At 73.5% G+C, this 23,531-nt stretch carries 25 protein-coding genes; 12 read left to right on the forward strand and 13 right to left on the reverse strand.

The annotated features are described in order from the left end of the window. Positions 1-104: 104 nt before the first annotated feature. The 4 genes from ACK8OX_RS21820 to ACK8OX_RS21835 all read right to left on the reverse strand — a co-directional run bounded on the left by ACK8OX_RS21820 (position 105) and on the right by ACK8OX_RS21835 (position 5,029). Positions 105-1,139 (reverse strand): esterase-like activity of phytase family protein, encoded by a 1,035-nt coding sequence (locus tag ACK8OX_RS21820; RefSeq protein WP_430666368.1) that lies wholly within the window; start codon positions 1,137-1,139, stop codon positions 105-107. Positions 1,140-1,261: 122 nt separating this feature from the next. Further along, a complete protein-coding gene (gene cobT / locus ACK8OX_RS21825; RefSeq protein WP_430666369.1) occupies positions 1,262-3,127 on the reverse strand; it encodes a cobaltochelatase subunit CobT in 1,866 nt (621 codons plus the stop codon). A gap of 208 nt (positions 3,128-3,335) precedes the next feature. Beyond that, a complete protein-coding gene (gene cobS / locus ACK8OX_RS21830; RefSeq protein WP_430666370.1) occupies positions 3,336-4,346 on the reverse strand; it encodes a cobaltochelatase subunit CobS in 1,011 nt (336 codons plus the stop codon). Positions 4,347-4,402: 56 nt separating this feature from the next. Further along, positions 4,403-5,029, reverse strand: a complete 627-nt coding sequence (locus tag ACK8OX_RS21835; RefSeq protein WP_430666371.1) for a J domain-containing protein — start codon at positions 5,027-5,029, stop codon at positions 4,403-4,405. Positions 5,030-5,127: 98 nt separating this feature from the next. Here ACK8OX_RS21835 and ACK8OX_RS21840 point away from each other — a divergent pair, with 98 nt between their 5' ends. Continuing rightward, positions 5,128-5,415 (forward strand): BolA family protein, encoded by a 288-nt coding sequence (locus ACK8OX_RS21840; RefSeq protein WP_430666372.1) that lies wholly within the window; start codon positions 5,128-5,130, stop codon positions 5,413-5,415. A gap of 18 nt (positions 5,416-5,433) precedes the next feature. Here ACK8OX_RS21840 and ACK8OX_RS21845 read toward each other — a convergent pair whose 3' ends face one another. Both ACK8OX_RS21845 and aroB read right to left on the reverse strand, forming a co-directional pair. After that, positions 5,434-6,012, reverse strand: coding sequence for a DUF2889 domain-containing protein (locus ACK8OX_RS21845; protein WP_430666373.1), 579 nt, complete (start codon positions 6,010-6,012; stop codon positions 5,434-5,436). A gap of 108 nt (positions 6,013-6,120) precedes the next feature. Beyond that, positions 6,121-7,860: a 3-dehydroquinate synthase gene (gene aroB / locus ACK8OX_RS21850; protein ID WP_430666374.1), complete on the reverse strand. Its 1,740-nt coding sequence runs from the start codon at positions 7,858-7,860 to the stop codon at positions 6,121-6,123. A gap of 49 nt (positions 7,861-7,909) precedes the next feature. Between aroB and ACK8OX_RS21855 the strand changes: the two genes are divergently transcribed. The 6 genes from ACK8OX_RS21855 (at position 7,910) to ACK8OX_RS21880 (ending at position 13,140) form a co-directional block, all read left to right on the forward strand. Beyond that, positions 7,910-8,059: a hypothetical protein gene (locus ACK8OX_RS21855; RefSeq protein ID WP_430666375.1), complete on the forward strand. Its 150-nt coding sequence runs from the start codon at positions 7,910-7,912 to the stop codon at positions 8,057-8,059. Between the two features lie 29 nt (positions 8,060-8,088). Continuing rightward, positions 8,089-9,015 carry a site-specific tyrosine recombinase XerD gene (locus tag ACK8OX_RS21860; protein ID WP_430666376.1) on the forward strand — a complete coding sequence of 309 codons (927 nt, stop codon included), beginning with the start codon at positions 8,089-8,091 and terminating at the stop codon, positions 9,013-9,015. After that, positions 8,993-9,913, forward strand: a complete 921-nt coding sequence (locus ACK8OX_RS21865) for an HpcH/HpaI aldolase/citrate lyase family protein (RefSeq protein ID WP_430666377.1) — start codon at positions 8,993-8,995, stop codon at positions 9,911-9,913. The genes ACK8OX_RS21860 and ACK8OX_RS21865 overlap by 23 nt, the downstream gene beginning before the upstream one ends. A 313-nt stretch (positions 9,914-10,226) precedes the next feature. Beyond that, positions 10,227-10,973: a gluconate 2-dehydrogenase subunit 3 family protein gene (locus ACK8OX_RS21870; protein WP_430666378.1), complete on the forward strand. Its 747-nt coding sequence runs from the start codon at positions 10,227-10,229 to the stop codon at positions 10,971-10,973. Positions 10,974-10,988: 15 nt separating this feature from the next. After that, entirely contained in the window at positions 10,989-12,761 is a 1,773-nt protein-coding gene (locus ACK8OX_RS21875; protein WP_430666379.1) for a GMC family oxidoreductase, read from the forward strand. A gap of 13 nt (positions 12,762-12,774) precedes the next feature. Further along, the gene (locus tag ACK8OX_RS21880; RefSeq protein ID WP_430666380.1) at positions 12,775-13,140 is read left to right on the forward strand and encodes a c-type cytochrome; all 366 of its coding nucleotides are present in this window, start codon (positions 12,775-12,777) and stop codon (positions 13,138-13,140) included. A gap of 51 nt (positions 13,141-13,191) precedes the next feature. Here ACK8OX_RS21880 and ACK8OX_RS21885 read toward each other — a convergent pair whose 3' ends face one another. Both ACK8OX_RS21885 and ACK8OX_RS21890 read right to left on the reverse strand, forming a co-directional pair. Further along, positions 13,192-13,572 carry a hypothetical protein gene (locus ACK8OX_RS21885; protein ID WP_430666381.1) on the reverse strand — a complete coding sequence of 127 codons (381 nt, stop codon included), beginning with the start codon at positions 13,570-13,572 and terminating at the stop codon, positions 13,192-13,194. Between the two features lie 40 nt (positions 13,573-13,612). Continuing rightward, on the reverse strand, positions 13,613-14,338 hold the full coding sequence (locus ACK8OX_RS21890) for a M48 family metallopeptidase (RefSeq protein WP_430666382.1): 726 nt from the start codon (positions 14,336-14,338) through the stop codon (positions 13,613-13,615). 79 nt (positions 14,339-14,417) lie between these two features. Here ACK8OX_RS21890 and ACK8OX_RS21895 point away from each other — a divergent pair, with 79 nt between their 5' ends. Continuing rightward, positions 14,418-15,293, forward strand: a complete 876-nt coding sequence (locus tag ACK8OX_RS21895) for a DMT family transporter (protein WP_430666383.1) — start codon at positions 14,418-14,420, stop codon at positions 15,291-15,293. Positions 15,294-15,349: 56 nt separating this feature from the next. On the opposite strand, the gene ACK8OX_RS21900 is transcribed toward ACK8OX_RS21895, so the two are convergent. The 3 genes from ACK8OX_RS21900 to ACK8OX_RS21910 are packed head-to-tail and all read right to left on the reverse strand — an operon-like array spanning position 15,350 to position 17,090. Continuing rightward, positions 15,350-15,664 (reverse strand): cupin domain-containing protein, encoded by a 315-nt coding sequence (locus tag ACK8OX_RS21900; protein ID WP_430666384.1) that lies wholly within the window; start codon positions 15,662-15,664, stop codon positions 15,350-15,352. Beyond that, the gene (locus ACK8OX_RS21905; RefSeq protein ID WP_430666385.1) at positions 15,661-16,599 is read right to left on the reverse strand and encodes a dihydrodipicolinate synthase family protein; all 939 of its coding nucleotides are present in this window, start codon (positions 16,597-16,599) and stop codon (positions 15,661-15,663) included. The genes ACK8OX_RS21900 and ACK8OX_RS21905 overlap by 4 nt, the downstream gene beginning before the upstream one ends. Continuing rightward, complete coding sequence (locus ACK8OX_RS21910; RefSeq protein ID WP_430666386.1) at positions 16,596-17,090, reverse strand: YcgN family cysteine cluster protein; 495 nt, start codon at positions 17,088-17,090, stop codon at positions 16,596-16,598. The genes ACK8OX_RS21905 and ACK8OX_RS21910 overlap by 4 nt, the downstream gene beginning before the upstream one ends. A gap of 84 nt (positions 17,091-17,174) precedes the next feature. Between ACK8OX_RS21910 and ACK8OX_RS21915 the strand changes: the two genes are divergently transcribed. After that, a complete protein-coding gene (locus ACK8OX_RS21915; RefSeq protein WP_430666387.1) occupies positions 17,175-18,323 on the forward strand; it encodes a hypothetical protein in 1,149 nt (382 codons plus the stop codon). On the opposite strand, the gene ACK8OX_RS21920 is transcribed toward ACK8OX_RS21915, so the two are convergent. Next, complete coding sequence (locus tag ACK8OX_RS21920; protein WP_430666388.1) at positions 18,307-18,909, reverse strand: hypothetical protein; 603 nt, start codon at positions 18,907-18,909, stop codon at positions 18,307-18,309. The two genes, ACK8OX_RS21915 and ACK8OX_RS21920, sit on opposite strands and share 17 nt — an antisense overlap. Positions 18,910-18,975: 66 nt before the next feature. Further along, positions 18,976-19,176 carry a hypothetical protein gene (locus ACK8OX_RS21925; RefSeq protein WP_430666389.1) on the reverse strand — a complete coding sequence of 67 codons (201 nt, stop codon included), beginning with the start codon at positions 19,174-19,176 and terminating at the stop codon, positions 18,976-18,978. Positions 19,177-19,253: 77 nt separating this feature from the next. Here ACK8OX_RS21925 and ACK8OX_RS21930 point away from each other — a divergent pair, with 77 nt between their 5' ends. From ACK8OX_RS21930 to ACK8OX_RS21940, 3 genes are all read left to right on the forward strand, one after another. Further along, complete coding sequence (locus ACK8OX_RS21930) at positions 19,254-21,128, forward strand: PHA/PHB synthase family protein (protein ID WP_430666390.1); 1,875 nt, start codon at positions 19,254-19,256, stop codon at positions 21,126-21,128. 66 nt (positions 21,129-21,194) lie between these two features. Continuing rightward, on the forward strand, positions 21,195-22,421 hold the full coding sequence (locus ACK8OX_RS21935) for a metallophosphoesterase family protein (RefSeq protein WP_430666391.1): 1,227 nt from the start codon (positions 21,195-21,197) through the stop codon (positions 22,419-22,421). Further along, positions 22,418-23,531: AAA family ATPase (locus ACK8OX_RS21940; RefSeq protein ID WP_430666392.1), on the forward strand; the 1,114-nt coding region annotated here is incomplete at its 3' end. The genes ACK8OX_RS21935 and ACK8OX_RS21940, both read left to right, overlap by 4 nt.

Raw genomic sequence — 23,531 nt, forward strand, 5'->3', positions numbered from 1 at the left:
TGCGCCGGGCGGCCGCATCCGCGGCCTCGGCCGGCTGCGCCGGCCGCATGGGTCAGCCAAGGCTGCTGGGCGCATGAGGCGGGGGCCGGCCCTCCGGAAATGCCCTACCCCACCCATTCGAACAGCAGGAGCAGGGTGCGCTGGAGGCGATTCTCGTTGTCGTCCGACAGGAGGGCGACCAGCCTGCGGCCGGCATGGGCCGCCACGGCGACGCCTTCATAGTTGTCCACCGGCAGCGGCGGGACGAGCCGCAGCACCTCCTCACCCTCCAGCACCGCACCGGGTGCGGGGTCGCGCAACGCCGCGGTGGGCAGGCGGCACAGCCGGCCCGCGAAGCCCGTGAAAAACGAGAAGGCGCGTTCCAGCACCAGCGCGCCGCCATCGGGCAGCCCGGCCGCATCCACCGCGGCGAAGCCCGGCGCGGGACGGTAGCCGACCGCCCGCCAGGCGCCCGGGCCGCCGACCCAGCCCACCGAGACGCCCGGCGCATCCGCCATGGGCAGGTCCTCGGACAGGGCCAGCAGCCGCCCATCCGCCAGCACCGCCAGGGCTTCGAGCCCGCCATTCGCCGGGGCGCGTTCCAACCCCGGTGGCGCCTCCACATAGGCGGCGGGGCCGGCCAGGTCGCGATGGGCGCGGATGCGGTGCCACCGTTCGAAGGCGACCAGCCAGCGCCCGTCGGGCAGCCGGGCCAGCGCCTCCGCATCCCCCGCGAAGCCGCGCGGCAGCGGCCGCCCCGCGCCGTCGCCCAGATGGCCGCTGCGGCGCAGCGAGAGCCCCCGCGGGCGCAGACCCGCATCGAGCGAAAGGGTGAATTCCGCGAAGCGCGCCAGGTCGCTGACCGCGGTCAGCGTCAGGTCGGGGGCGAGGTGCAGGCCGGACAGGCCCCCGAAGCCCAGCACCGCGCGGTCGATCTCGAGCCCGCCGAGGGGGCGGAGCGGCGAGCCCGCCGGCAGGTCCGGCAGGGCGAAGGCGGTGGCGAGCGGCGCACCCCGCCCCGCGGCGGCGCAGGCCGGAAGGGTGGCGGCGAGGAGGGAGGCGAGCAGCGCGCGGCGCGGCAGGAAGCCGGCGGCGGCGATGCTCCCGCCCCTCTCCTCCCCCGCCCCGGCGGGAGCAGTGGGCCGCCGATCAGGCCACAAGAGGGTGATGTTCGACGACGGCGCCCCGGGTCATGCGACGAGCGGCGCGCGTTCGGACGCGGCGCACTGCGTCACGCCGCAGGCGCGCGGGCCATCGAAGCGGGGCAGCGCGCCGGCGTGGGTCATGCGACGAGGGGCGCGCGTTCGGTGGCGGCGCGCTGCCACGCGAGGGCGGCGTCCTCGTCGAACAGCTCGGCGAGCTTCTTCATCATGGTGCCGCCGAGTTCCTCGGCATCCACGATGGTGACGGCGCGGCGGTAGTAGCGGGTGACGTCGTGGCCGATGCCGATGGCGATCAGCTCCACCGCCTCGCGCCCCTCGATCTCGCCGATGACCTTGCGGAGGTGGCGTTCGAGGTAGTTGCCGGGGTTCACGCTGAGCGTCGAATCGTCGACCGGCGCGCCGTCGCTGATGACCATCAGGATGCGCCGGCGCTCGGTGCGCGCCAGCAGGCGGCGATAGGCCCATTCCAGGGCCTCGCCGTCGATGTTCTCCTTCAGCAGCCCCTCGCGCAGCATCAGGCCGAGGTTGCGGCGCGCGCGGCGCCAGGGCGCGTCGGCGGCCTTGTAGACGACATGGCGCAGGTCGTTCAGGCGGCCCGGGTTGCGGGGCTTGCCCTCCTGCACCCACCTCTCGCGCGACTGCCCGCCCTTCCAGGCGCGGGTGGTGAAGCCCAGGATCTCGGTCTTGACGCTGCACCGTTCCAGCGTGCGCGCGAGGATGTCGCAGCACATGGCGGCGACCGTGATCGGGCGGCCGCGCATGGACCCCGAATTGTCGATCAGGAGCGAGACGACGGTGTCGCGGAAATCCGCCTCGCGCTCGCGCTTGTAGCTCAGCGAATGGGTCGGGTTGGCGACCACGCGGGCGAGTCGCGCGACGTCGAGCAGCCCTTCCTCCAGGTCGAATTCCCAGGCGCGCTGCTGCTGCGCCATCAGCCGGCGCTGGAGCCGGTTCGCGAGCTTGGAGACGACGCCCTGGAGGTGGCTGAGCTGCTGGTCGAGCTGCTGGCGAAGGCGGTTCAGCTCATCCGCGTCGCAAAGGTCCTCGGCCTCCACCACCTCGTCGAAGGCCTTGCTGTAGGCGCGGTAGGCGGAGGGGTCGTCGATGTTCGGCACCTCGCGCCGCTGCTGCGGGCCGCCCGGGCGGTCGTCGCCCTCGGCGGCGGCGCCTTCCTCCTCGCCTTCCTCGGTCTCGTCCTCGGCGGCGTCGCCCTGCATCGTCTCGGGCTGGGCGCCGAGCATCGATTCGGTGTCCTGTGCCTGGGCCTCGCCCTCGCCGGACTGGTCCTGCTGGGAGGTGGTCTCGCCGCCCTCCCCCTCCTCCTCGTCCTGCTCGGATTCCGCCTCGACCTCGGCCTCGGCAAGGTCGAGGGCGGCAAGGAGCTTGCGGGCGGCGCGGCCGAAGGCGTCCTGGTCGGACTGCGCGGTCGCCATCTCCGCGAGTGCCGTCTCGGCCTTCGGGCCGAGCGTGTCGCGCCAGAGATCGAGCACGCGGCGGGCGGCCGCGGGAGCGGGCGTGCCGGACAGCCTCTCCCGCGCGAGGAGGCCGAGCGCCGCGGGCAGCGGCAACTGGTCCTTCCGCGTCATGCGGTCATAGCCCTCGGCCTCGCACTGGTCGGCGAGGCGGGCCTGGAGGTTGGCGGCGACGCCGGACATGTGCTTCGAACCGACGACCTCGACCCGCACATCCTCGAGCGCGTCGAACACCTCCTTCGCCTCGCGCCGGGCGGGGATGCGGGCGGCGTGGACGCCTTCGTCGTGGTGGCGGAGCTTCAGCGCGATGGCGTCCGCCGCGCCGCGCAGCTTCGCCATCTCGGCCGGCGGCAGCGCGCGGGTCGGCAGCGGCAGGCGGGCACGCTTGCCGGCCAGGCCCGAGGGCCCCGGCTGGTAGGCGACCTGCACCTCCGGCGTCTGCGCGATGGCGCGCAGCGCGCCGGCGGTGGCGCGCTTGAATTCTTCCTGGCGGGTCTGGTCCGGCTTCGACACTCTGCTTGCCTCCGCTGCGCTCCGGCCGCCGGCCCGATTCAGACTTCGCTCCTCGGCGCTTCGCGCCTGCGGTGCTCCGTCATCGGGACGGCCACTCCGTCGCCTCCGCTGCGCTCCGGCCGCCGGCCGGGTCGGGGCACCGCTTCCCGGCGCTTCGCGCCTGCGGTGCCCGCAACCGGGGTGGCGGCGCTGCCTGGTCCGGGTGGGCTCAGCCCGCCTTGCGCAGCAGGCTGCCGGTGGACAGTTCCTCGTTGAAGCAGCGCTGGTAGTATTCGGCCACCGTCCCGCGCTCCGCCTCGTCGCACTTGTTGAGGAAGGTCATGCGGAAGGCGAAGCCGACATCGCCGAAGATCTTCGCGTTCTCGGCCCAGGTGATGACCGTGCGCGGCGACATGACGGTGGAGATGTCGCCCGCGATGAAGCCCGCGCGCGTCAGGTCGGCCAGGGCCACCATCGCCTCCGTCTGGCGCTTCGCCTTCGGGTCCTTCTCGTCGAGGCCGAGCTTGGCCATGACGATCGACGTCTCCTGCGCATGGGGCAGGTAGTTCAGCGTCGCCACGATGTTCCAGCGGTCCATCTGGCCCTGGTTGATCTGCTGCGTGCCGTGATAGAGCCCGGTCGTGTCGCCGAGACCGACGGTGTTGGCCGTGGCGAACAGGCGGAAGCCGCGATGCGGGCGGATGACGCGGTTCTGGTCCAGCAGCGTCAGCTTGCCTTCCACTTCCAGCACGCGCTGGATCACGAACATCACGTCGGGGCGGCCGGCGTCGTATTCGTCGAAGACCAGCGCGCAGGGGTGCTGCAGCGCCCAGGGAAGGATGCCTTCCCGGAACTCCGTCACCTGCTTGCCGTCCTTCAGGACGATGGCGTCCTTGCCGATCAGGTCGATGCGGCTGATGTGGCTGTCGAGGTTGACGCGGATGCAGGGCCAGTTCAGCCGCGCCGCCACCTGCTCGATATGCGTCGACTTGCCGGTGCCGTGGTAGCCCTGGACCATGACGCGCCGGTTGAAGGCGAAGCCCGCCAGGATGGCCAGCGTGGTGTCCCGGTCGAAGCGGTAGCTCTCGTCCAGCTCCGGGACATGCTCGGTCCGCGTCGAGAAGGCCGGCACGACAAGATCGCTGTCGATGCCGAAGACGTCGCGCACCTTGACCTGCGTGTCGGGCATGTCGATGGCGGAGGTGGGCCTGATCTCGGCGAGGCTGGCGACCTTGTTCATCTCTCGGTCCGGCTGTGGCAAAGGGTTGGCATCCTAGGCCGATGGCGCGGCCCCCGCTACCCGGCGGCGGGCTGGTCCTCGGCGGCTTGGGCCCGCGTGCGGGCGGGCAGGCGCTGGCGCAGCAGGCTGTAGGCGCGGTTGATGTCCTTCAGCCGTTCCTCGGCCTGGCGGTCGCCGCCATTGGCATCGGGGTGGAAACGCTTCGCGAGTTCCTTGTAGCGCGCGCGGAGCGTGGCGGAATCGAGCGGCCAGGCAAGGTCCAGAACGTCGAGCGCGGCGCGCAGTTCGGGCGGCGGCTCGTCCGGCCGCGGGGCGCGCGCCTTCCGGGCGCGGGCCTGGTGCAGCGGCGTGTCGCGCAGGATGCCGAGGGGATCGCGGAGGTATTCGCTCTCGAACGGGTTGAAGCCGCCGAGCCGTCCGAGCGGCCAGGTGGGGCGCTGCCAGCCGGAATCGGCGCGCAGGTGCTGCTCGATCTCGGTCGGGCCCATTCCCTTGTAGTAGTCCCAGGCGCGGTTGTACTCGCGCACATGGTCCAGGCAGAACCAACGGTACTGGTTCAGGTGGTTGCGGTCGCGCGGGGCGCGGAACTCGCCGGGATTCGGGCAGCCGGGATGCTCGCAGGGCCTGGTCGGCGCCTCCGGCTCCTCGGTCAGTCCGCTCGGGCGCCCACCCTTCCGTGCCATCGGGCGTTTATGGGGGTGGCACCTGGGGTGCGCAAGCAGCCCGGGCGGGGGGCGGGCATGCCCTGGCGGGGGATGGCGAAGCGGGGCAGAACACCCAGATGAACAGCAGCCCATCGCGCGCCGAGCGCATCGACGCCGCCATCCGTGCCGCCTTCCCGCCCGCCGAGGTCGCGGTGCAGGACGACAGCCATCGTCACATCGGCCATGCCGGCGCCCGGCCGGAAGGCGAGACGCACTACACCGTCACCGTCGTCTCGCCGGCCTTCGCGGGCATGGGCCGCGTGGCGCGGTCGCGCGCCGTCCATGCGGTGCTGGATGCGGAGTTCCAGCGCGGGCTGCACGCGCTGTCGCTGGTGCTGCGCACGCCGGAGGAGGCAGGGCGGTAGGCGCGGCCGGGCGCCCGGCTATTCCTCCGCCTCCTGACGGAAGCGCCGCACCACCGGGCCGTGCTCGTCATAGGCATGGCAGGAATTCAGCGGCAGGGTGCGGCGGAAGGGGGGCGGGTTCTCGCCGCGCGCCACCGCTGCCTCGCGTTCGGCACGGGCGCGGCGCCACCGCATCGGGCCGATGGTCTGGTAGGCGACGGTCGCCATCTGCGCCAGCAATTCGCGCAGATGGGTGCAGCCGCGCACCCCGCCGAGGCGGTCCTTCACCACGCGGTTGAAGCCCGGCCCGCAGCTTGCGCCCGCCAGCGCGGCGAAGTTCGGCGCGGCCTCGGGGCAGACCGAATAGGGCGCGAAGTCGGTCGCGGCCTCGCAGGCTCGGATCACCATGTCGTCGTCCACCGTCAGGCGCATCCACATGCCGTGCAGCGGCTCCCCGGGCTCGATCACGCCGCCGCGGTCCAGGTTCTCGAACGGGTAGTCCTTGGTGTCCACCAGCGACGCCTCGATGTCGTAGAGGCCATCGATGCGCTGGTAGCCCCGGATGTCGATCCGGCGGCGGTGGAGCGCCTCGCGCTCGACGGGGGTGGACAGCGGCATGGCAGGACCCGGGGCAATCTTACCCGCGGGTATGCCATGCCATGCGGCGGTGCGCCAGGAAGGGCATGTTGCGGTGCAGCAGCGGCGCGCGCCTGCGGCGGGGCGGCGTCAGCCCTTCGCGCCCTCGTCGCGCAGCAGCGCCTCCACCTTCTCCGCCGGGACGTCGCCGGCGGTGAAGCAGTCGCCGGGGCCGCGGGTCAGCACGAAGCGCAGGGCGCCGTCGCGGGCCTTCTTGTCCTTCCGCATCCGCCCGATCAGGCGGTCGGCCGCGAAGCGCCGCGGCAGGTCGGACAGGCGGGCGGGCAGGCCGACCGACTGCAGGTGGCTGATGACGCGCCCCGGCAGTTCCTGCGAGCAATGGCCGAGCCGGGCGGAGAGCGAGGCGGCGAGGCCGAGGCCGACGGCCACCGCCTCCCCATGCAGCAATTCGCCGCCATAGCCGCATTCGGCTTCCAGGGCATGGCCGAAGGTGTGGCCGAGGTTCAGCAGGGCGCGGCCGCCCTCCTCGCTCTCCTCGCGCTCATCCGCCGCGACCACGGCCGCCTTCAGGCGGCAGGATTCGAGTACGGCATGCGCCAGCGCCGCGGCGTCGCCGGCCACCGCCGCCGGGCCATGCGCCTCGCACCAGGACCACAGCCCGCCGGCCAGCAGGCCGTGCTTCGCCACCTCCGCCCAGCCCGCGCGCAACTCGCGCGGCGGCAGGGTGGCGAGGGTCGCGGTGTCGGCCAGCACCAGGCGCGGCTGGTGGAAGGCGCCGACCAGGTTCTTGCCGAGCGGCAGGTTCACCCCCGTCTTGCCGCCGACCGAACTGTCCACCTGCGCCAGCAGCGTGGTCGGGACCTGGATGAAGGGCAGGCCGCGCAGCGCGACGGCGGCGGCGAATCCCGCCAGGTCCCCCACCACGCCGCCGCCGAGCGCGACCACCGCCGTCCGCCGGTCCGCCCCGACGCCGAGCACCGCTTCCACCGCGCGGCCGACCTCGGCGAAGGATTTCGTGGCCTCCCCCGGCGGGACGACATGGGTGGCGACCACGGCGACCCCGGCCTCCTCCAGCCCCGCCAGCAGGGCGGGCAGGTGCAGCGCGGCGACGCTGGCATCGGTGACCACCGCGACGCGGCGGGCGGGCAGGACGGGGGCGATCAGCGCGCCGGCCCGCGCCAGCAGCCCCTGCCCCACCACGATGTCGTAGCTCCGCTCCGCCAGGCGCACGGCCAGGCGGGAAGGGTCGCGATGCGCGGCCACGGCGTCCAGCACCTTGCGGGTGGTGGTCTCGGGCGCCTCGTCGGTGCAGTCCACGGTCACGTCGGCCTCGGCGAAGGTGGGGTGGCGGGCGGTCATCAGGCGGTCGAGAACCTCGCGAGGGTCCTTGTTGAGGAAGAGCGGCCGGTGTTCCCGCCCCGCCACGCGGCGCAGCAGGGTCCCGAGGCCGCAGCGCAGCCAGACCGAGACGGCGCCCGAGGCACGCACGGCCGCGCGGGTGCGGGCATCGGTGAAGGCGCCGCCGCCGGTGGCCAGGACCAGCGGCGGGCCGGCCAGCAGGCGCGCGATGACGCGGCGTTCGCCGTCGCGGAAATGGGGTTCGCCGTAGCGGGCGAAAATCTCGGTGATGGGCAGGCCGGCCGCGGCCTCGATCTCGGCATCGGCGTCCACGAAGGGCAGGCCGAGCCGGATGGACAGCCGCCGCCCGATCGAGGACTTGCCCGCCCCCGGCATGCCGACGAGGACGATGGCGCGCGCCCGCAGGCGCGGGTCGGCCGGCGCCGCAGCACCCTCGCCCGCCGGCTCGGCCGGCGGCGGGGGCTGGGCGGGGGCCTCGGGCCAGGCCGGAAGGGCGGTGTTGCGTGACACGGTGGCGAAGGCTAGCACAGCACCGGCCTCGCGAGGATCCGCCCCACCGATGTTCCGTCACCCCCTGTTGCTGCTGGCCGGGATCCTCATCGGCGTGCTGGTGCTCGGGCTGCTCGCGATCGGGGCCTTCCCCCCCTCGGTCACGCCGCAGCCGGTGGAGCGGAGCATCCCCGCCGACCGATTCGGCCCGCGGAGCTGAGCGGGCCGGGACGGCCCCGCCCACCCCCGATGGACCGCCACGCCGACGCCTTCCTGGAGATGCTGGCCGCCGAGCGCGGCGCGGCGCGCAACACCATCGCGGCCTATGCCGCGGATCTTTCGGACTTCGCCGCCCATTGCACCGCCCGCGGCATGCGGGCGGCGGATGCGACGCCCGAGCTGGTGCAGTCCTACCTGCGGGGCCTGTCCGATCTCGGCCTCGCGGCGCGCACCGCGGCGCGGCGGCTTTCCGCGCTGCGGCAGTTCTTCCGCTTCCTCGCGCGGGAGGGGGTGCGCCCCGACGACCCGACCGAGTTGCAGGAAAGCCCGAAGCTGCCCGCGAGCCTGCCCAAGGCCCTGTCCGAGGCGGAGGTCGAGGCACTGATCGGCGCGGCCGCGCGCCTGCCCGGCCATCGCGGCCCGCTGGCCGTGGCGCTGCTGGAGCTGCTGTATTCCAGCGGGCTGCGCGTGTCGGAACTGGTGGCGCTGCATGCGGCCGCGCTCCGCCCCGGTGCGCCGCTGGTCGCGGTGATGGGCAAGGGCGGCAAGGAAAGGCTGGTCCCCGTCTCCAACCGCGCGAGGGAGGCGGCGCTGGCCGCGCGCCCGGCGCCGAAGGAAGGGGCGCGGCCGTCCCGCTGGCTGTTCCCCTCCCGCGCGGCGGGGGGGCACATCACCCGCCAGGCGGTGGGCATCATCCTGAAGGACGCGGCGCTGGCGGCGGGGCTCGACCCGGACCGGGTGAGCCCGCATGTGCTGCGCCATTCCTTCGCGTCGCACCTGCTGGGGCGGGGCGCGGACCTGCGGAGCCTGCAGATCCTGCTCGGCCATGCCGACATCGCGACGACGCAGATCTACACCAAGGTCCTGGAGGAGCGGCTGCGGAAGCTGGTGGAGGACCACCACCCGCTGGCCGACGGAAACGGAGAGACACGCCATGACGCGCCCGCACCGCAGTGAGCTTGCCGTCCCCGGGATCCGGCCGGAGCTGTTCCCGAAGGCCGCGGCGGGACCGGCGGACGCGGTGTTCCTCGACCTCGAGGACAGCGTGCCGGAGGCGCAGAAGGCCGAGGCGCGCGCCAATGTCGTGAAGGCGCTGCGGGAGATCGACTGGGGGCGGAAGATCCTCGCGGTGCGGATCAATGGGCTCGACACGCCGCATGCCCATCGCGACGTGATCGCGCTGATCGAGGAGGGGGGGGAGCGGCTCGACGTCATCATGGTGCCGAAGGTCGGCGACCCGCGGGAGGTCTTCGCGATGGACCTGCTCTGCACCGGCGTCGAGGCCGCGGCGGGGCGCGCGCGGCGCGTCGGGCTCGGCCTGGTGATCGAGACGGCGAAGGGGCTGGCGCAGGTCGAGGCGATCGCCGCCGCCTCGCCGCGGGTGGAAAGCCTGCACCTCGGCGTCGCCGACCTGGCGGCGAGCCTCGGGATGCGGACGACGCAGATCGGCGGGCTGAACCCGGACTACGCGGGGCCGGGCGGGATGCTGGACCCCTGGCATTTCGCGGTGGCGCGGGTGATCGCGGCGGCGCGGGCGGCCGGGGTGCGCCCCATCGACGGCCCCTATGGCGACTTCCGCGACGCGGCGGGGCTGGAGGCCGCGGCGCGGCGCGGGCGCGCGCTGGGGGCGGAGGGCAAGATGGCCATCCATCCCGGCCAGGTCGCCTCCATCAACGCCGCCTTCACCCCCGACGAGCGCGAAGTGGCGCAGGCGCGGCGCGTGCTGGCCGCGATGGAGGAGGCGCAGGCCGCGGGCCGCGCGGCGGTGGCGCTGGACGGCCGGCTGCTCGACATCGCCAGCATCCGCCAGGCGGAGGCGATGGTGGCGAAGGCGGAGCGCATGGCGGGCGCGTAGCGCCGCGCCGGCGGCGCTTCGGCGCGGCGCGGCGCGCCGCCGCGCCTCGCGCCCGCGTGTGCCGCAGCGCATCATGTCCGGCACGTCATGCCGCCGACAGGCGCCCGACCCTTCTTCCATTCCGCTCAGGCACTTCCGCCGAAGCGCCGTTCATCCGTTGCCACCGGCATGCGCGGATGGCGAATGGCTCCCACGATGCAATGGCATGCCGCGGAACCGGCCGGTCTTGCTCCGATACCGGTCAGCCCGTGCGGCGACGCACGGGTCAAGGAAGGCGGGCCGCATCGACGGCGCGCCACGGGAAGGAGACGACATGACACAGGACACCGGCCTCCATCGCCGAGGCTTCCTGAAGGGCGCGGCCGCGGGCGGCGCCGCCGCATCCTCGATCGCCACCGCGCTTCCCGCCGCCGCGCAGGGCGGCGCGGCTCCGGCCGGCGCGGCGGCCGCGGCACCCGCCGCCGCGCCGGCGGCGTCCGGCGCGGCCGGCTACATGTTCCTCAAGCCCGACGAGGCCGCCTTCGTCGAGGCGCTGGTGGACACGATGATCCCGGCGGACGAGTTCAGCCCGCGCGGGACCGAGGTGGGGATCAACATCTTCATCGACCGCGCGCTGGCCGATGGCTGGGGCAAGGGCGACCGGCTCTACATGCAGGGGCCGTGGCGGCAGGGCCACCCCAACCAGGGCTACCAGCTGGCGCTGACGCCCGCGCAGCTGTGGCGCGCGGGGATCGAGGCGACGAACGCGCATTGCGTGAAGGCGCATGGCCGGCCCTTCGATCAGCTGACCGAGGCGCAGCGCAACGCGGTGCTGGCCGATCTCGATGCCGGGCGCGTCACCTTCGAGGGCGGGCTGCCGGCGCGGGTCTTCTGGGGCGTGGTCTACCAGAACGTCATGGAGGGGATGTTCAGCGACCCGATCTATGGCGGCAACCAGGACAAGGCCGGCTGGCGGATGGTGGGCTTCCCCGGCGTGATCCAGAACAACCGCAACCACGTCGTCGCCTATCGCAACCGGCGCTACGAGGCGGACCCCGTCTCCATCGCGGACATGAGCTGAGGGGAGACGAGGACCATGGCACGCAAGCTTCCCGAAACCGACGTCGTCATCGTCGGCATGGGCTGGACCGGCGGCATCCTGGCGAAGGAACTGTCCGAGGCCGGGATGAAGGTGGTGGTGCTGGAGCGCGGCGCGATGCGCCGGCCGGAGGAGGACTTCCAGGTCCCGCGCATCCGCGACGAGCTGCGCTTCAGCAACCGCACCGACCTGATGATGAACACCGCGCAGGACACGCTGACCATCCGCAACACGCCCGACCAGGAGGCGCTGCCGATGCGCCGCCTGGGGTCCTTCCTTCCGGGCGAGGGCGTGGGCGGCGCGGGCAGCCACTGGAACGGCGTCACCTGGCGCTGGGGCGACATGGAGCTGCAGATCCGCAGCAAATACGAGGAGCGCTACGGGCGCGACTTCATCCCCGAGGACATGACGATCCAGGACTGGGGCGTCACCTATGCCGAGCTCGAACCCTACTACGACAAGTTCGAGAAGGTGGCCGGCGTCTCGGGCAAGGCGGGCAACCTGCGCGGGCAGCGCATCGCGGGCGGCAACGTCTTCGAGGACCCGCGCGCCAACGAGTTCCCGCTGCCGCCGCTCGAGGACCCGCTGTCGGGCGTGCTGTTCGCCACGGCGGCGAAGGAGCTGGGCTACAACCCGCATCCGCGCCCGTCCGCCAACGCGTCGCGCCCCTACACCAACCCGGACGGCGCGCGGCTCGGCGCCTGCCAGTATTGCGGCTTCTGCGAACGCTACGGCTGCGAGAGCAACGCGAAGGGCAGCCCGAACGTCACCGTCATCCCCGCCGCGCTGCGCAACCCGAACGTGACGCTGCGCACCCACAGCTGGGTGACGAAGGTGAACAAGGACAGCGACGGGCGGAAGGCCACCGGCGTCAGCTACGTCAACATGCTGAACGGCGAGGAGCTGGAGCAGCCGGCGGGGATGGTGATCCTGGCGGCCTATGGGCTGAACAACGCGGCCCTGATGATGTGGTCGGGCATCGGGGAGATCTACAACCCCGCCACCGGCGAAGGGCTGCTCGGCAAGAACTACTGCTACCAGACCGGCACGGGCGCGACGCTGTTCTTCGAGGACAAGTTCTTCAACCCCTTCATCGCCACGGGGTCCTGGGGCCAGAACATCGACGACTTCAACACCAACTGGGCCTTCGACCGCCGGCCGCACAACTACATCGGCGGCAGCACCATCGCGGCGGGCGGGTCCAACGGGCGGCCGATCGAGTACCGGCCGCTGCCGCCCGGCACGCCGCGCTGGGGCACGGAATGGAAGCGGGCGGCGCGGAAGTGGTACCAGGGCGCGATGAACATCGGCTCCTCCGGCAGCGTCATGCCGAACCGGGCCAACTTCCTCGACCTCGACCCCACCTACCGCAACGTCTTCGGCCAGCCGCTGATGCGGATGACCTTCGACTACAAGCCGAACGAGGTGCGGATGACGGAGCACGTGGCCGGTGTCATCAACCGCATCGCCGGCACCATGGGCGCGGCGCGGGTGACGCAGGCGGGGCCGCGGCGCAGCTGGTCGGCGGTGCCGTACCAGAGCACGCACAACACCGGCGGCACCATCATGGGCACCACGCCGCGCAACAGCGTGGTGAACAAGTACCTGCAGAGCTGGCAGATGCACAACCTGTTCGTGCTGGGCGCCGGCGTCTTCCCGCACAACGCCGCCTACAACCCGACCGGCCCGGTCGGCGCGCTGGCCTACTGGACGGCGGACGCCATCAAGCGGAGCTACATGCGCGCGCCCGGCCCGCTGGTGCAGGCGTGAGGGCCGGCGGACGATGATGCTTCGTGCGACGATGGCCGCGGCGCTGCTCTGCGCCGCGGCGGGGGCCGCGCAGGCCGGCGACGCGGCGCGGGGGCGGGAGCTCTACGCGCAATGCCAGGCCTGCCATTCCCTGGATGGAGAGAACGGCGTCGGCCCCACGCTGAAGGGCGTGCTGGGGCGGCGCGCGGGGGGGCTGGCGGAATTCCGCTACTCGCCGGCCATGCGCCGCGCGGCGGTGGTGTGGGATCCCGGGAGCCTGGAGCGCTTCATGGAGGACCCGCAGGCGGTGGTGCGCGGCAACCGCATGCCCTTCGGCGGGGTCGAGGATGCGCGCGACCGCGCCGACATCGCCGCCTACCTGGCGGAGGCCGGCAGGTAGGGGCGCATCCGGCCCTTCCCCGCCACGGGGAAGGGCCTGTCCCCGCTTCGCCTACAGCCGGCCGGGCAGGTCGCCGAAGCCCCAGACGAGCGTGCCCAGCACCAGCAGCGCGAAGCCGGCCTTCTCGAAGGTCTGGCGGTCGATGTCGCGCTGCAGGCGCTTGAAGCTGTCGAGCCGGGCGGTGCGTTCGGCGCCGTCCACGCGTTCCATGTCATGCAGCAGCGAGAGCAGGTCGGCCCGCGCGATCAGCACCTTGCGGCTGGCCAGCACCAGGCCGAGTGCCGTGAGGACGGCGCCCGACCGCGCGAACCAGGTCCAGTCGCCGGTCGCGACGCTGAGCGCGACGAAGCCCGCGGTGTTGAGGGCCGAGGCCGCGACGACCCACCGCATCACCCGCCGCAGCGCGCGCGACCCGTCTTCCCCCTGCGGCATGGGATGCCCCCCGTTTCCGGAGGCGCCATGTGTGGCGGCGTCAGCCCACGCGCAAGAGCGCCGGGCCTTCGACGCGCAGCCATTCGACCGCGGCTTCCCGCACCGTCACGAGGCGGTCCACATGCGCCCAGAAGCGGGTGGAGTGGTTCATCTCGCGCAGATGCGCCACCTCATGCGCGACGACGTAGTCCATCACCCAGCCGGGCGCCATGACCAGCCGCCAGGAGAAGGCGAGCGTGCCGTCCGGCGCGCAGCTTCCCCATCGGCTGCGGGTGTCCTTCAGCCGGATCGCGCGCGGCGTGACGCCGAGCGCCGCGGCATGCGGGGCGACGCGCACGGTGATGCGCCGCTTCGCCTCCGCGCGCAGGAAATCGGCGACGCGGCGCCTCAGGAAGGCGATCCCGCCGGTCACCACGATGTCGGTGCCGTCGAGGAAGGCGCCGCCGCGGCTTTTCGGCGCGTGGCGGATGCGGTGCGGCACGCCGCCCAGCAGCAGCTCCGCCCCCGGCGCGAAGTCCACCGCCGGCGCCAGCGCCGCAATGCGTTCCATCGCCCAGGCGCCGTGTTCCTCCAGCAGCGCCAGGCCGGCGCGGCGCGTGGCGCGCGGCGGCATGCTGATCACCACCTCGCCCTCACGCGGGCAGATCCGCATGGAGATGCGCCGCGCGCGCGGCGAGGCGCGCCAGCGCACCGGAATCTCCATCGCCGGCGCCAGCGCGCCGGGGGGCGCGGGCAGCGTGACGAACTCTGATTCGGGAAACCTCATCGCCACAGGTTTGCCTGCCGCGCCGTCCGCGTTCAACCGCTTGACAAGCGTCGTTCCGTCGCAGCTTCTCGTCCCCGTCATGTCGCCCCTGCTGCGCGCCGTCCTGGGCCTGGTCGTGCTCGGCGCCATCTGGGGGCTGACCCCGGCCATGGCGAAGCTCGCCATGGCGGGGGGGATGCGTCCCCTCGGCGTCGCCGCCATCGCCGCCGCCGTCAGCGCGCTCACCCTGCTTGCGGTTGCCTGGCGCCGGCGCGACGCGCCGCGATGGACGCGCGCGCATCTGCTGCACTACGGCGCGGGCGGGCTGGTGGGCCTGGCGTTGGCGAACCTGTTCGGCTTCACCGGGCTGACGCGCGCGCCGGCCGGGCTGTTCGCCCTTCTCGTGCCGCTGTCGGGGCTGCTGAGCGTGGTGTTCTTCGCACTCGCCGGGATCGAGCGGCTGACGGCGCGCGTGCTCCTCGGCGCGCTGATGGGCGTGGCCGGCGTCGCGCTGGCCATGGCGCCGGGCGCGGCGCTGCCGGACCCCGCGGTGCTGCCCTGGGCGGCGCTGATGCTGCTGACGCCGGTCTGCTACGCGGTGGCGAACCTGCTGTCGGTGAAGCTGGCGCCGCGCGGCGCATCCGCGCTGTCGATGGCGGCGGGGACGCTGGCGGGGGCGACGCTGTCGACGGTGGCCATCGCGCTGCCGCTCGGCCATCTCGGGCTGCCGCCCTCGGCGGGGATCGCGCTGCTGCTGGTGGCGCAGGGCGTGCTGACGGCGCTGGCCTACCTGGTCTATTTCCGCCTGCTGGTCGCGCGCGGCGGGGTGTTCACCAGCCAGGTCAGCTACCTCATCACCCTGGCGGGGCTGGGCTGGGGCTTCGCCTTCTTCGGCGAGGTGCCGGGCTGGCTGACGCTGCCGGCGGCGGGGCTGATCTTCGGCGGCGTGGTGCTGGTGACGCTGGGGAAGCGGTGACGGAACCCGTTCCCCTCCCCCCGCGGAGCGGGGCAGGGGAACGGGCGGCGGGCGGGTCAGCCCTGGTGGGACTTCAGCTCGACTTCCACGAAGGACAGCGGCTGCGTGCCGGCATTGACCACGTTGTGCTCCACCCCGAAGGCGCGCGCGTAGCTCATGCCCGCCTTCAGTTCGGCCGTCATGGTCTTCCCGCCCGGCAGTTCCAGCAGCAGCGTGCCGTCGGTGACGGGCATCACCACATAGGACATGCCGTGCCGGTGCCAGCCGGTCTCCGCGCCGGGATCGAAGTCCCAGCGCGTGACCCTCACCTTGTCGTCGTCGATCTGCACCGTGCCCGTGGCCGGGGCACGGCAGCGCAGCGGCTCGGTCATTCCGCGGCGGCCTTCATGCCGAGGCCCGGCAGGGGCAGCGCGCCGGCGGCCTGCATCGCGTCCCACGCCTTCTGGCCCTCCTCGCCGCGCAGCGGCAGGTGCGGCGGGCGGATGGTGCGCCAGCCGTCATGGCCGGTGCTGCGGGCGATGATCTCCCGCAGGCCGGGGATCAGCGCCACCGCCGTCGCGGCCTTGCGGGTGGCGTCCAGCACCGCCTGCGCGGCATCCGCCTCCGGCCCCGTGCGCTTCTGCCAGACGACCTGGCCGAAGCGGGCGTTGACGTTGGCGGCGGCCGTGATGCAGCCCGCGCCGCCTTCGGCCAGGATCTTCTGCACGAAGTTGTCGGCGCCGGAATAGACCTCGAACCCGTCCTTGGCGAAGTTGTCGATCATCGCCTTCATGTTGGCGTAGTCGCCGGACGAATCCTTCACGCCCTTGATGGTGCCCGGGAAGGCCTTCAGCAGTCGCCCGATGAGGTCGAGGCTGAAGGGCACCGCGGATTGCTGCGGGAAGTGGTACAGGTAGATGGCGATGCCGCCGCCGATGCGGTTCACCACTTCCGAGAAATACGCGAACAGCCCGTCATCCGACGGTCCCTTGTAGTAGAAGGGCGGCAGCACCAGCACGCCGCGGCAGCCCTGCGCCTTCGCGTGCCGCGTCAGTTCCACCGTGTCGGTCAGCGACGCGGTGCCGGTGCCGGGCATCAGCTTCGTGGCCGGCACGCCGCGCGCGACGATGCCTTCCAGGATCTGCTTCCGCTCGTCGAAGCCGAAGCTGTTCGCCTCCCCCGTCGTGCCGAGGATGCCGAGCCCGTTGCAGCCATTGGCCAGCAGCCACTTGCAATGCGCCGCATAGGTGTCGAGGTCCGGCGACAGGTCCGGCTTCATCGCGGTCAGGGCGGCGGCGTTGATGCCGCCGAACAATGCGTCCTTCATGGGGTCGTGGTCCTTCCGGTTGGCTTCTGGGGACGCGCGGCGCGCGGGATGCGGCCGGGCCAGGTGACGAGATGATCCTCGAGCGCGCCGGCCTCTCGCTCCGCCACGGCCTTGCCGCGGACGGAGATCCCGGCCTCGTGCACCGTCTCCGCCGTGCCGGAGACCAGCGGGTGCCACCAGGGCAGGCCCTGCCCCTCGGCCAGCAGGCGGTAGGCGCAGGTGGGCGGCAGCCAGTCGATCGCGGCGACCTTCGCGGGCGTGAGCTTCACGCAGTCCGGGACGCGCGCCCTGCGGTTGGCGTAGTCGGAGCAGCGGCAGCTATGGGTGTCGAGCAGGCGGCAGGCGACGTTGGTCCAGCCGAGTTCCTCGGTCGCCTCGTCGCGCAGCTTGTGCAGGCAGCAGCGGCCGCAGCCGTCGCACAGGCTCTCCCATTCGGCGCGGGTCATCTCGCCGAGGGTCTTGCGCGTCCAGAAGGGCTCCGTGGTGGCCATGGCGGCGCAACCTAGACCCTGGAGCCGCCGGTGCAAGGGCGCCGGTTGACGGCGGGGGGCGGCGCGGCGCATGGCGGCGTTGCGATGACGCAGCACGCCCCCCGGAGCACGCCGACCCGCCGCGGCCTCCTTGCCGGCCTCGGCGTGCTTGCCGCCGCGCCGTCGCGCGCGCAGCCCCGCCCGCCCGTCAGCGTCGGGGCGATCCGGTGGGACGCCTGGTACGCACCGGGCAGCGGCCCGACCGAGGCGATGGCGCGCGCGCTGTCCCCCGCGCCCTGGCGGGCGCGGGCGCCCTTCTTCGCCGAGGTGCCGGCCGATGGCGCGCCGGTCCGCTTCCCGGCCCCCACGCAGGCGGTGATGGACCGGCAGGTCGACCTCGCGGCGCGATCCGGCCTCGACTACTGGGCGTTCCTTTCGTATCCGCGCGGCAGTTCCATGAGCGAGGGGTTCCGGCTGTACCGCGCCAGCGCGCAGCGGTCGCGCGTGAGGTTCTGCTTCGTCACCGAGCTGGTGCGCTGGGGCCGCGCGGGGGCACCTTCCGACATCTTCGCCGAACACCCGCCGCTGATGACCGACCGCGACTACATGACGGCGGCAGGGGGACGGCCGCTGTATTTCCTGGCCTTCCTGTCGGACGAGGCGCTGGCGGATGCCTGGGGCGGGACGGCCGGGCTGCGGGCCGCGATCGACGAGTTCCGCGCGCGGGTGCAGGCCTTCGGGGGGCGCAACCCCTACATCGTCGTCATGACGCCGGTGCCGGACCAGGCGCGGCGCTGGGTGCCGCTGCTGGGCGCCGACGCGGTCTCGGCCTATGCGCTCCAGGCCGGCGCGCGGGAAGCGCCCTATGCCGCCCTGGCCACCCATGCCGAGCGCGCCTGGGCGGCGCATGCCGCGCTCGGCATTTCGGTGGTGCCGACGGCCATGACCGGCTGGGACCGGCGCCCGCGGGTGCAGAACCCGGTCCCGTGGGAGGGCTGGCAGCGCCCCGGCGAGGGGATGGACCGCTGGTATGCGGCCGCGACGCCCGCGGAACTCGCCGCGCATGTCGGGCGCGCGGTGGAGTTCGCCGCGCGCCAGGCGCCGCGCACCGCGCTTCTCTACGCCTGGAACGAGAATGACGAGGGCGGCCACCTGGTACCCACGCATCCCTTCGACGACACCCGGCTGCGCGCGCTGCGCGGCGCGCTCTGCGAGCCGCGGCCTGCGGATCGCTGCGTCAGGCGAGGGTCCTGAGCGCCTCCAGGAAGCGCGCCGCCGCCAGCTCGGGGGGCCAGGGTTCCCACGGCGTGCCGCCATACCCGGCCGCCAGCGGGTCGGCCTCCATCACCGCGGCGCGGATGCCGAGGGTGGCGCGCACCTCGGCGCGCGCCCAGCCGGCGACATGCACCGCTTCCGCCGCAGCCATGGCGATGTCGAGCCGCTTGTGCAGCTTCCTCTCCTCCTCCCCCCAGGGCGGCAGGGCGTAGCGGGAGGCGATGGCGGAGGACAGGCGCTGCTGCAACAGCCGGAAGCCCTCGCCGAGGAACGGCTTGAGGGGGGAGATGCAGTCGAAGTTCGTCAGCCCCTCCTCCGCGTCGTGCAGCAATTCGCGGCGCAGCGCGTCGTGCGTGGCGGCGGGCCTGGCTGCCCGCCGCAGGGCCAGCACCGCGAGCGAATGCTGCGCGACGGACAGCGGCGCGGGCCATACGGAATGCCCGCCCCAGCGGAAGGTGCGGCTGAGCCCGACGGCCAGATCCTCATCCGTCCAGTCGAAGGGGGTGGGCGCGAGCAGGTCGAGCCGCCGGCCGGAGGGCAGGCGCACCCAGGCCCGGGATTCCATGGTTCGAACGGGTCGCGCCTCGGTCATGCGGGCGCGACCTAGGACGGTTCGGCGGCGCGGGGAAGATCAGCCGCCGGCGATGCCCTCGATCACCTTGCCGGTGCCGCCGCAGGTGGGGCAGCCCGCGCCTTCCCAAAGACCCTTGCCCTGGCATTGCGGGCAGAGCGCCTCGCCCGTGCCGGGGGTGCCGGGGGCGGCGACGTCGCCGGGGTTGAGCTTCGCGCCCCCGGCCTTGCCGCCTTCCTGCTGCCGCTTCCTCGCCGCCATGCGCCGCCCTCCCGTCGCGATGGCGGGTCAACGCCGGGCGCCGACGCGCGTTCACGCGGGATTGGGGAGGATGCGCCATGCCAGACGACGACGCCGGCCGCCGCGGCGGGGAACGCGCCCCGATGCCGCAGATGCCGATGCCCCGGACGCCGATGCCCCCTTGGGCCACGGCCGCTCCCCTGGCCGCCGCCTGGACGGACTGCCTGGCCGATCCCGCACGCCTGGCGGATGGCGTGGCGGCGCACCCGGTGCTGAAGGGCCTCGACCGGCTGTGGAACGCCAACCCCTTCCGCCAGGTCATCCCGGTGGACTGGGCGGAGGTCGCCTGGGCGCTGCGGACCATCGGCCTGCGCAGCGCCACCCATCCCGGCCGCGCCTTCGCCGCATCGGTCGCGCTCCAGGCCGACCTGTGGCGCAGCGCATCGGAAGCCTGGACCGCCGCGGCGCGGCGCCTGCTGCTCGGCCCTGGCGAGGCGCAGGCGCCCGCGCCCGCCGACAAGCGCTTCGCGGCGGCGGCCTGGCAGGCCAACCCGGCCTACCGGATGCTGCGCGACGCCTATCTCCTCGCCTCCGACTGGCTGCTGAGCCGGGCGGAGGAGGAGGAGATGGAACCGCGCCAGAAGCAGCGCCTGGTCTTCCAGCTGCGGCAGTTCACCGATGCGATGAGCCCGGCGCTGCTGCTCGCCTCCAACCCCGCCGCGATGCAGCGCGCGCTGGAGACGGGGGGCGCGAGCCTGGCGGACGGGGCGCGGAACCTGATGGAGGACCTGGCTGCGGGCCGGCTCTCCATGGCGGACGAGACGGCCTTCGCGCCGGGGCGGAACCTGGCGATGACGCCGGGCAAGGTGGTGCTGCGCAACGCGCTGTGCGAGCTGATCCAGTACGCGCCGGCGACGGAGACGGTGCACGCGACGCCCCTGCTGCTGATCCCGCCCTGGATCAACAAGTACTACATCCTCGACCTGCAGCCGAAGAACAGCCTGGTGCGGCACCTGGTCGCGCAGGGCTTCACGGTCTTCGTCGTGTCCTGGAAGAACCCCGACGCCACGATGGAGGAGCTGGGCTTCGAGGACTACATGCGGCTCGGCGTGCTGGAGACGTCGGACGCGGTGCGGGAGATCGCGAAGGCCCGCACGCTGAACGTCATGGGCTACTGCATCGGCGGCACGCTGCTGGCGATGGCGCTGGCCTGGCTGGCGCAGGAAGGCGATGCGCGCTTCGACGCGGCCACCTTCATTGTGTCGCTGCAGGACTTCTCCCGCGTCGGCGACACGGCGGTCTTCATGGGCGAGCCGGAGGTGGAGCTGATCGAGCGGCAGATGATGGCGCGCGGCTACCTCGACGCGCGCGAGATGTCGAACATGTTCAACCTGCTGCGCGCCAACGACCTGATCTGGTCGAACGTGGTGAACAACTACCTCATGGGCCAGCGCCCGGCCGCCTTCGACCTGCTGACCTGGAACGCCGACGGCACGCGCATGACCCGCGCGGCGCATTCCTGGTACCTGCGGAACACCTATGTCGAGAACCGGCTGGTGCGGCCGGGCGGGGTGACGCTGGCGGGGCGGCAGCTGGACCTGAAGGACATCCGCCTGCCCGTCTACGCGGTGGGGGCGGAACGCGACCACATCGTCCCCTGGGACGCCGCCTGGGAGATCACGCGCCTGGCCGGCGGCGAGGTGCGCTTCGTGCTGGCCAATTCCGGCCACATCGCCGGCATCATCAACCCGCCGGGCGGCAAGGGCTACTGGTTCACCGCGCCGGACGGCCCGCCCTCGGTCGATGCGCGATCCTGGCGCGAGGGCGCGCGGCGGCAGGAGGGCAGCTGGTGGACCGACTGGACGGCCTGGCTGGCCGGACGCTCCGGCGAGAGGGTGAAGCCCCCCGCGATGGGCAGCCGGCGCCACAAGCCGCTGATGGACGCGCCCGGGAGCTACGTGCTGGAACGCTGAGCGGGCTTGCGCCGGGCGCGCGGGCGGGCATTGTGGGGGACCACAGGCGGCCATACCGTATCCGGCATGAAGTTCCTGCACGCGGCCGACATCCACCTCGACAGCCCGCTGGCCGGCCTGCATGCGCGTGCCGAGCCGCTGGGGGAGGAGTTGCGGGGCTGCACCCGCCGCGCCTTCGCGAAGCTGATCGACCTCGCCATCGAGGAGGATGTGGCCTTCCTAGTGATCGCCGGCGACCTCTACGACGGGGACTGGAAGGACTTCTCGACCGGGCTCTTCGTGGCGGAGCAGATGCGCCGGCTCGCCCGTCCGTGCTTCCTGCTGCGCGGCAACCATGACGCGGAGTCGGTGATCACGCGGCGCCTGCCGCTGCCGCCCAACGTGCACGTCTTCGCCACGGACCGGTGCGAGACCGTGCAGCGCCCCGATCTCGGCGTTGCGCTGCACGGCCATTCCTTCGCCGAGCGCGCGGTGACCCGCGACCTCTCGGCCGCCTATCCGGCGCCGGTCGCCGGCCTGCTCAACATCGGCGTGCTGCACACCTCGGGCGACGACCCCGGGGAGCATGACCCCTACGCCCCGTGCAGGCCGGAGACGCTGCGGCTGAAGGGCTACGGCTACTGGGCGCTCGGCCACATCCACCAGCGCCGCGTGCTGCACCGGGAACCCTGCTGGATCGTCTTCCCCGGCAATCTCCAGGGCCGCCACATCCGGGAGACGGGAGCGAAGGGGGCAAGCCTGGTCACGGTGGAGGACGGGCGCGTGGTGGCCGTGGAGCACCGCAGCCTCGACATCCTCCGCTGGGCGATGCTGGAGGTTGACGCGGCGGGCGCCGACGAGCCGGCGCTGGAGCGCCGCATCGCCGCCGCCGTCGCCGACGCCCTGGCGAAGGCCGAGGGGCGGCCGCTGCTCGCCCGGCTCGTCCTGGCCGGCGACTGCCCGGTGCACGGCACGCCGGCGCTGGAGCCGGACCGCGTGATGGCGCTGGCCCTGGACGCCGCGGCGGCCACGGGCGGGCGGCTCTGGATCGAGAAGCTCAGGCTGCGCACCATGCCGCCGCGCGTGGTCGCCGCCGACACGCTGGAGCCGCTGCGCGACGCCTTCCGCGCCAGCCTCGAGGATCGCGACCTCGCCGCCGCGCTGCTGAGGGAGTTCGAGACGCTGCGCAACCGTGTGCCGGCGCCGGTGCAGGGCGACCTCGACGTGCCGAGGGACGTGCTGGGCCTGGCGCGGCTGCTGGACGAGGCGTGGGACGCGGCCGCGGCGGCCATCACCGCGGAGGCCGCGCCATGAGGCTGCTGTCGCTCCAGCTGGAGCGTTACGGTCATCTCGACGGGGTGCGGCTGCGCTTCCGGCGCGACGCGGCGCTGCACGTCGTGCTCGGCGCCAACGAGGCGGGCAAGTCCACCGCCCTCGCCGCCATCGGCGATGCGCTGTTCGGCTTCCCCGAACGCAGCCGCTTCGCCTTCCTGCATGACGGGCCGAAGCTCCGCCTCGGCATGGAGGTCGAGGGTCGGGACGGGTCGCGCCTGTCCTTCGTGCGGCTGAAGAAGCGCAAGGACAGCCTGGTGGACGCCGCGGGGCTGCCGCTGCCCGAGGCGGCGCTCGGCGCCCTGCTCGGCGGCGCCACGCGCGACCTGTTCCAGCGCTTCTACGGCCTCGATTCGGTGCGCCTGCGCGAAGGCGCGCGCGCGCTGGTCGAGGACAAGGGCGAGGCCGGCGCGGGGATCGCGGCAGGCATGGGCCTGCCGCATCTCCGCCGCGCCATCGAGCGGCTGGACCGCGCCGCCGACGAGCTGCACGGCGACCGGCGCAAGCCGCGCCGCCTCTCCCGCTCGGCCGATGCCTGGCAGGAGGCGCAGAAGCGGCTGGACCATGCCGCGGTCAGGCCCGCCGAATGGGACGAGGCGCGCGAGGCACTGGCCCGCACCGAGGCCGAGATCGCGGCCCTCGGCGCCGAGGCGCTGGCGCTCGCGGCCGAGGCGTCGCGCCTGCAGCGGTTGCGGCGCGTGCGGCCGGTGCTGCTGCGGCTCGACGCCGCGCGGGCGCAGCTGGCGGAGGTGGCCGACGCGCCGCGCCTGCCGCCCGAGGCCGCGGCGACGCTCGAAGGGCTGAAGGCCACCGGGGCGAAGGCGGCGGAGGATGCCCGGCGGGAAGCCGACGCCGCGGCGGCGCTGGCGGCCGAACTCGCCGCCCTGCCGCGCGATCCCGCGGTGCTGGCCGTGCAGGACGCGGTGGACGCGCTGGAGCCGCTGCGGGCGACGGCGCTTGCGGCGGTGAAGGAACTGCCCGAACTGCGCCGCCGCGCCCGCGCTGCGCGCGAGGGCGTGGCGGCCGCGGCGGCGCGGCTCGCGCTGGAGGCGACGCCGGAAGCGGTGCGCGATGCGCTGCCGAGGCCCGCGC

This window comes from Falsiroseomonas sp. CW058 (genome assembly GCF_050563535.1).
In the GTDB taxonomy this organism is placed as follows: Bacteria; Pseudomonadota; Alphaproteobacteria; order Acetobacterales; family Acetobacteraceae; genus Falsiroseomonas.

Excerpts from the sequence above, each read along its gene's own strand:
- cobS (WP_430666370.1), bottom strand. The coding sequence starts at position 4,346 with ATGAACAAGGTCGCCAGCCTCGCCGAGATCAGGCCCACCTCCGCCATC.
- ACK8OX_RS21835 (WP_430666371.1), bottom strand. The coding sequence starts at position 5,029 with ATGGCACGGAAGGGTGGGCGCCCGAGCGGACTGACCGAGGAGCCGGAG.
- ACK8OX_RS21840 (WP_430666372.1), top strand. The coding sequence starts at position 5,128 with ATGAACAGCAGCCCATCGCGCGCCGAGCGCATCGACGCCGCCATCCGT.
- ACK8OX_RS21845 (WP_430666373.1), bottom strand. The coding sequence starts at position 6,012 with ATGCCGCTGTCCACCCCCGTCGAGCGCGAGGCGCTCCACCGCCGCCGG.
- ACK8OX_RS21855 (WP_430666375.1), top strand. The coding sequence starts at position 7,910 with ATGTTCCGTCACCCCCTGTTGCTGCTGGCCGGGATCCTCATCGGCGTG.
- ACK8OX_RS21860 (WP_430666376.1), top strand. The coding sequence starts at position 8,089 with ATGGACCGCCACGCCGACGCCTTCCTGGAGATGCTGGCCGCCGAGCGC.
- ACK8OX_RS21865 (WP_430666377.1), top strand. The coding sequence starts at position 8,993 with ATGACGCGCCCGCACCGCAGTGAGCTTGCCGTCCCCGGGATCCGGCCG.
- ACK8OX_RS21870 (WP_430666378.1), top strand. The coding sequence starts at position 10,227 with ATGACACAGGACACCGGCCTCCATCGCCGAGGCTTCCTGAAGGGCGCG.
- ACK8OX_RS21875 (WP_430666379.1), top strand. The coding sequence starts at position 10,989 with ATGGCACGCAAGCTTCCCGAAACCGACGTCGTCATCGTCGGCATGGGC.
- ACK8OX_RS21880 (WP_430666380.1), top strand. The coding sequence starts at position 12,775 with ATGATGCTTCGTGCGACGATGGCCGCGGCGCTGCTCTGCGCCGCGGCG.
- ACK8OX_RS21885 (WP_430666381.1), bottom strand. The coding sequence starts at position 13,572 with ATGCCGCAGGGGGAAGACGGGTCGCGCGCGCTGCGGCGGGTGATGCGG.
- ACK8OX_RS21890 (WP_430666382.1), bottom strand. The coding sequence starts at position 14,338 with ATGAGGTTTCCCGAATCAGAGTTCGTCACGCTGCCCGCGCCCCCCGGC.
- ACK8OX_RS21895 (WP_430666383.1), top strand. The coding sequence starts at position 14,418 with ATGTCGCCCCTGCTGCGCGCCGTCCTGGGCCTGGTCGTGCTCGGCGCC.
- ACK8OX_RS21900 (WP_430666384.1), bottom strand. The coding sequence starts at position 15,664 with ATGACCGAGCCGCTGCGCTGCCGTGCCCCGGCCACGGGCACGGTGCAG.
- ACK8OX_RS21905 (WP_430666385.1), bottom strand. The coding sequence starts at position 16,599 with ATGAAGGACGCATTGTTCGGCGGCATCAACGCCGCCGCCCTGACCGCG.
- ACK8OX_RS21910 (WP_430666386.1), bottom strand. The coding sequence starts at position 17,090 with ATGGCCACCACGGAGCCCTTCTGGACGCGCAAGACCCTCGGCGAGATG.
- ACK8OX_RS21915 (WP_430666387.1), top strand. The coding sequence starts at position 17,175 with ATGACGCAGCACGCCCCCCGGAGCACGCCGACCCGCCGCGGCCTCCTT.
- ACK8OX_RS21920 (WP_430666388.1), bottom strand. The coding sequence starts at position 18,909 with ATGGAATCCCGGGCCTGGGTGCGCCTGCCCTCCGGCCGGCGGCTCGAC.
- ACK8OX_RS21925 (WP_430666389.1), bottom strand. The coding sequence starts at position 19,176 with ATGGCGGCGAGGAAGCGGCAGCAGGAAGGCGGCAAGGCCGGGGGCGCG.
- ACK8OX_RS21930 (WP_430666390.1), top strand. The coding sequence starts at position 19,254 with ATGCCAGACGACGACGCCGGCCGCCGCGGCGGGGAACGCGCCCCGATG.
- ACK8OX_RS21935 (WP_430666391.1), top strand. The coding sequence starts at position 21,195 with ATGAAGTTCCTGCACGCGGCCGACATCCACCTCGACAGCCCGCTGGCC.